The 5,499-nt window shown below is 66.5% G+C and carries 7 protein-coding genes; 2 read left to right on the forward strand and 5 right to left on the reverse strand.

The window, feature by feature from the left end:
• Positions 1-692: ATP-binding protein (locus ACT6Y9_RS08350; protein WP_443744200.1), on the forward strand; the 692-nt coding region annotated here is incomplete at its 5' end.
• 4 nt (positions 693-696) lie between these two features.
• Here ACT6Y9_RS08350 and ACT6Y9_RS08355 read toward each other — a convergent pair.
• From ACT6Y9_RS08355 to ACT6Y9_RS08365, 3 genes are all read right to left on the reverse strand, one after another.
• Positions 697-1,356, reverse strand: coding sequence for a response regulator transcription factor (locus ACT6Y9_RS08355; protein ID WP_295479979.1), 660 nt, complete (start codon positions 1,354-1,356; stop codon positions 697-699).
• A 591-nt stretch (positions 1,357-1,947) separates the two neighbouring features.
• Positions 1,948-2,622, reverse strand: a complete 675-nt coding sequence (locus ACT6Y9_RS08360; protein WP_295479977.1) for an orotate phosphoribosyltransferase — start codon at positions 2,620-2,622, stop codon at positions 1,948-1,950.
• A 29-nt stretch (positions 2,623-2,651) separates the two neighbouring features.
• Complete coding sequence (locus tag ACT6Y9_RS08365) at positions 2,652-3,647, reverse strand: amidohydrolase family protein (RefSeq protein ID WP_295479975.1); 996 nt, start codon at positions 3,645-3,647, stop codon at positions 2,652-2,654.
• A 307-nt stretch (positions 3,648-3,954) separates the two neighbouring features.
• Between ACT6Y9_RS08365 and ACT6Y9_RS08370 the strand changes: the two genes are divergently transcribed.
• Complete coding sequence (locus ACT6Y9_RS08370; RefSeq protein WP_443744201.1) at positions 3,955-4,566, forward strand: FAD-binding protein; 612 nt, start codon at positions 3,955-3,957, stop codon at positions 4,564-4,566.
• A 9-nt stretch (positions 4,567-4,575) separates the two neighbouring features.
• On the opposite strand, the gene ACT6Y9_RS08375 is transcribed toward ACT6Y9_RS08370, so the two are convergent.
• Together ACT6Y9_RS08375 and ACT6Y9_RS08380 are read right to left on the reverse strand one after the other, a co-directional pair.
• Complete coding sequence (locus tag ACT6Y9_RS08375) at positions 4,576-4,902, reverse strand: hypothetical protein (RefSeq protein WP_443744202.1); 327 nt, start codon at positions 4,900-4,902, stop codon at positions 4,576-4,578.
• Positions 4,902-5,399 (reverse strand): nitrous oxide-stimulated promoter family protein, encoded by a 498-nt coding sequence (locus ACT6Y9_RS08380; protein ID WP_443744203.1) that lies wholly within the window; start codon positions 5,397-5,399, stop codon positions 4,902-4,904. Before ACT6Y9_RS08380 ends, ACT6Y9_RS08375 begins: the two co-directional genes overlap by 1 nt.
• Between the last annotated feature and the right edge of the window lie 100 nt (positions 5,400-5,499).

A 5,499-nucleotide genomic window follows, 5' to 3' on the forward strand; every position in this document is an offset into this window, starting at 1 on the left:
GCGCCGCAGGCAAGCGCCGCCCGGGCGACGGCTACGGGCTCGGGCTCTCGATCGTGCGCGGCATCTGCCGTCAGCTCGGTATTGAACTCACCGTGGGCTCGCGCGTCGGGCGCGGAAGCGTCTTCCGGCTCGTCCTCAACCTCGCCGAGGCCGAGCAGGTGAGGGTCCTCGAAAGGGCGGAGCCCCGCGGCGCGGCGCCGGCGGAGCTCGGCGCAACGGCGGCGCTCCTGGAGGACAACCCCTTCGTGAAGGAGGCGCTCTCCGCGAAGCTCTCGTCCTGGGGCGCCGAGGTGGTGGCGGCCGACTGCTGGAGCGACGAATTCCTCGAGCAGGTGGAGGAGTCCGCGGCGAAGACGGGCGGCCTCATCCTCGTTTCCGACTACAACCTCGGGGCCGACGCGCCGACGGGCCTCATGGCGGCGGGTCTTCTCGAAGCGGGCGTGAAGCACCCCGTGCCGACGGTGCTCCTCACGGCGGTCGCCGCCGACCTCATCGAAGCCGACTGGCGGCGCCTGCGCGAAAAGGGCGGGGCGCCGGTGGCGCTCCCCGTGATTCTGCAGAAGCCTGCGTCCGGGGCGGCGCTTTCAGCGGCGATCGCTGAAGCGTCGGCGCGCACGGCGCCCGTGGCGGCGCTGCGGCGCTCGTCGCCCGCCTCCCGGGAGGACCTGGAGGCCGACGAGGCGGACGCCTGAGGCGTCAAAGGTCGATGTCGAACCCCGCGCGGCGGGCGGCGAGCAGCGCCTCCGTGCGGTTCGATGCGCCGAAGGCGCGGTAGATCGCCGCAACGTGGGTCTTCACGGTGCCCTCGGAGAGTTCAAGATCGCGGCAGATGCGCTTGATGGGCGCGCCCTTGGCGAGCTGCAGCAGCACGTCCTTTTGCCGGTCCGTCAGGTGCACGGGCTCGGCCGCGGCGGACTTCATCTGCGCGGCCGTGCGCGAGAAGAACCCCGCGCGCTGGGATTCCGCGAGGAGCATCGAGGGGATGAAGACGCCGCCCTTCAGCACGAAGTCGATGGCGTTGCCGAGCATCTCCGTGTCGAGCGACTTCGGGACGAACCCGGCGGCGCCCAACTGCAGCACCCGCATCACGCTCTCCTGATCGGCGATGCCGGAGACGACGAGGATCTTCAACATCGGCTGGCGCCGCACGATCTCCTCCATGAGCTCCGTGCCGGTGACGCCGGGCAGCGACAGGTCGAGGATCAGGAGGTCCGCATCGCCCTCGCGGTCCACAAGCTCGAGCGCCTCTTCGGCTGAGGCGGCCGTATGCACCTCCGCCGCGGGATCGCGGTCCGTGAGCATGAAGGAGAGTGCCCCGGTGATGAGGGCGTGGTCGTCGACGATCAGGTACTTCATTTCGAATTTTTCTTCAGAAATTTCCGGCGGACGGAGCGCAGGAGCGCCCGCCGTCCGCGGGTGGAATGAGGGGGAGTTTAACCGCTCGGGACCCGGACGGAACGGAGCGTTATGATGCCGCTGTTGTCTGCAACCTTTAAACCATGCCGGAAGACGTCCGCACCGCACGGCTCCTCGAGCGCCTCTCGCACTCGACCTTCCGCTCCCGGTTTATTTGTCCGCGGCCGACCTCGCGTCGCGGGCGGCCGGAAAATTCCTTTGAGAATAGGGCAGTCTTTCGACGCCAACTTTACAAAAATTCCGCATAAACATCACATGGTTGCATGATGTGCCAAAATGGTGCAAAAACGGAATTTTTGGACTTTTGGTCGAAATCAACGTTCCGAGGTTTGGTCGACGTGGGCGACGTGAAGAAATCCTGCATGAGCGGGCGCCGAAGACAGCGCCCTCAAGCCGCCGTGCGGTGCGGGCTGCGGCGTCGGGGAGACCGAAAGAAAACCGCCGCAGCCCGGCATTGGGCGTGCGGCGGTTCTTCGGAGCGGACGTTCTCCTGAAGGTCGGGAGCCGGTCTTCAGGAGGATGGAGCGCGTCTTAGTTCTCGTTCCCGGTCGGGGTGAGGCCGTTGCGGGCGGCCCAGGTCCACGGGTTGGCGAGCCAGTCCACGAGGAGCGCCTTCTGCGCGGCGTCGATCTTGCCGAGCTCAACGGCCTTGTCGATCACGAGCGTGAAGCTGAAGGTCTCGTGGCAGGTGACGTTCTCCTTCTCGAAGAGCTTCGTCGTCTCGTCGATGCCGAAGGAGGTGATCGCGAGGCAGTCCTCGACGATCGCGCCCTCGGCCTTGAGGCCCTCGACCGCGGAGAGGAGCGAGAGGCCCGTCGAGATGTGGTCTTCGATGATGAGCACGCGCTTGCCCTTCACCGAGGAGCCTTCGACGCGGCTGTGATCGCCGTAGGTCTTCGCGCGCTGGCGCACGAAGATGTGGGGCTTGCCGAGGCGGTAGGCGAGGGCGGCGGCGTGCGAGACGCCGGCGCCTTCAACGCCCGCGATCACGTCGAACTTGAGGCCGAGCTGCGAGATGCGCGAGCACATCGTCTCGATGATGTCGCGCCAGGCGTCCGGGTGGCCCGTGAGCGACCGGTTGTCCACGTAGATCGGCGTCACGAGGCCCGACTTCAGGCGCATGGGCTTCTCGGTGAGGAACGAGACGGCGCCGTAGTTCACGAGGTGACCGGCGAGGATGTCGTTGGCGATGGGGGAAACGTACATTTCAGAAAACTCCTGCTAGCCTCGTGGGATTAGTCGATGCCGATCACCTTGCGGCCGTTCACCGTGGCGATCTTGACGAGTTCGTCGAAGTAGTCGAAGCGGCAGCCCGTGGCGAGCGTCGTCATCTCGTGCCACATGTCGCCGGCGTTCCAGGGCACCATCGCGTCGCAGACGTTGTCGGTGCCGAGGGCGACGGTGAGGCCCGCGGGGACCATCTCATCGACCGGAGTCATGGAGTTGTGCATCGGCACGAGCTCTTCGGAGCGCGGCGTGTCGATCCAGGCCGTCGGGCAGGCGACGACCATCACCTGCGCGCGCTTCATGAGCTCGTAGAGGCGGTGGCGGTAGGCCTTCGAGTGCGCGCCGATCGAGATGCCGTGAATGGCAACCACGCGGCCCTCAAGCCCGTGCTCGATCGTCTTCTCGCAGAGCTGCTCGGTTTCGTACTCGAGCGACTCGTTGAACTGGTCCACGTGCACGTGCACCATCTTGCCGAGACGCTTGGCCGTCTCCATGATGATGTCGAACGCCTCTTCGCCCTTGCCGTAGTCGCGCTCGTCGCGCTTCGGGAGCGCGCCGATGATGTCCACGAGCTCGGCGCCGATGTCGAACCACTTGCGGGCTTCCGGATGGATCACGCCCTTCAGGGTCTGATTGGCGAACTTCACCGTGAGCTGGTCCTTGTAGTGCTCGCGCGCACGCAGGCCCGCCTTGATGGCGCGGTCTTCGGACTGCGGGTCGATGTCCACAAAGGTCGCGAGCGCCGTGACGCCCTGCGAGATCTGGTTTTCAAAGAAGAGCGAGAAGCGGCGGTAGAAGTCCTCTTCGGTGGACTCGCGCTTCAGGCGGTCGAGCGCGTCCCACTTCTGCTGCAGCGTGCAGGTGCGGCGCATCTCGAGCACGTCCGGGCTCAGCGTGTAGGCGCGGTCGGCGTGGGCGTGGGTGTTGACCCAGCCGCCCGCGGCCTTGATCGCCGGCTCGAGCATGTCGCGGATCGTCAGAGGGGCGTTCTCAGTCGTGGACATTGACGAATCTCCTTCCAAGTTGGGGAATTAAGAGACGGAAAAACCTCATGAAAAGGCCGCGATCGCTTCGGTGCGTTTTCGCGGCTCAAATTGACAGCATTTTATAGATGAAAGTACTTAGGGTCAAATTTCAGTTGCAATTTGTTGCGGTTGCCGGAGGGGGTGACCGCCAGAGGAAAATGATACGCGCACCGTTCCGGAAAAGGAATCAACCCTATGGAAAACATAGAAAAAGATCCGCCGCGGACGAGCCGCGGAACGGAGCTTTAAACGTGTGCCGGAACTGCAGCGGGCCGCAGCTATGTGCTTGCCGTCATGGGAAACTTCCGCCGCTGCGGAGGCCGCACACTTCCGCGCGGGCGGCGACCTCTACGTCGACGAGACGGGGCGCCGCTTCGTGGATGAAAACCGTCCCTGGAACGCCGTCGCCGAGGCGATCCTCGCGCTCCACGGCAGGCGCTGCTGGGTGATCACGGACGCGCAGTCCTTCAAGGGCGCGACGCTCGGCCTCAAGCTCATCAACGGGGCCGTGAAGAAGGCCGGAAGCGTCGCCGAAATGGCCCTGGCGATGGGCGTGGACCGCCGGACGCTCGAAGAGACGCTCGTCCGCTACAACCGTGCGGCCGATGCGGGATTTGACCCCGCGACGGGCAAGAGCGTCTTCACGCAGCGGATTGAAAAGCCGCCCTTCTACTTCGGCGAGGAGCGCATCTACGTCCACACGACGTTGGACGGCGTGCGCACGGACGCCCGGGCGCGCGTGCTCACCGACGCAGGCGACGCGCTTCCCGGGCTTTTCGTTGCGGGCGAGGCGGCGGGCGGCATCTTCGGCATCGACCGGCTCGGCGGCGCCGGCATGACGAACTGCCTCGTGATGGGACGCGTCGCGGGCGAAGGCGCCGCGCGCTCGTGCGCCTGAAGACTCCCTTCAGCGGTAGAAGCGCCTGAGGCGCTCCGCGCGGAAGACGAGCGCGCAAAGGACGGTGAAGAGCGCGCAGCCCGCCATGATCGCCGCGGCGAGATGCCACGGTTCGCCCCAGGCGAGGCGCCGCTCGACCAGAAGCCACCCGGCGCGCAGCCACTCCGCTGCGGCAAGCATGAGGAGCGCCGTCTGCAGCCACACGACGGGGCGGCGCGGCACGGCAAGGAGCAGCGCGGCGGCCAAGGGTGCGAAGGCCGCGAGTCCGAAGCCGTGGAACATGAGGTGCGCGCACAAGAGCACGTAGGCGAGCACGGGAAGAATGAGGAACGGCATCAGTCGGCCTTCTTTTTGGGCGCTTCGGGGGCGGCGGGGTTGGGAGCGGCCGGCTCAGGGGCGGCCTTCGGGGCCGCTTGGGGCGCGGGTTTGGGCGTCGCCTTGGTGCGCGTGTTGCGGGGCTTCTCGGGCGCTTCGCGGCAGGCGTCGAGCACGTGTTCGATCGCCATCACGGGGTGCTTGAGAATGAGGCGCGGCCCCGCCCAACGCATGATTCGGCGGGCGGTTTCGCGCTCAGCGGGCTTGTAGCAGTGGATGCGGCACTTGCCGCAGACGGGCTTTTCGCCCCCGTAGGGGCAGCAGGCGAGGCGCTTCAGGGCGTAGGCGAGGAACGCCGCGCAGGACGGGCAGAGCGTGCGGCCGTCCGTGCCGTGGAAGTGCGCGCAGTACTCTCCCGTCATTACGCGGATGGTTTCGGCCTCCTTTCTGAGGCGCGGCACCTCGGTGAGGCGGGTCATGCGGTCCTTCGGGGCGGCGGGGCGGGCGGAGTCGGTCATCGGGAATGGAATCAGGCACGTGGCAAACGGCCGGGGCGGCTTGCGGTTGACATCCTCTCCGCCCTGAAGGACGGAGATTCCCTACTGAGTCCTTACGCGT

It is taken from the genome of Sutterella sp. (assembly GCF_052272535.1).
Lineage (GTDB): Bacteria > Pseudomonadota > Gammaproteobacteria > Burkholderiales > Burkholderiaceae_F > Sutterella.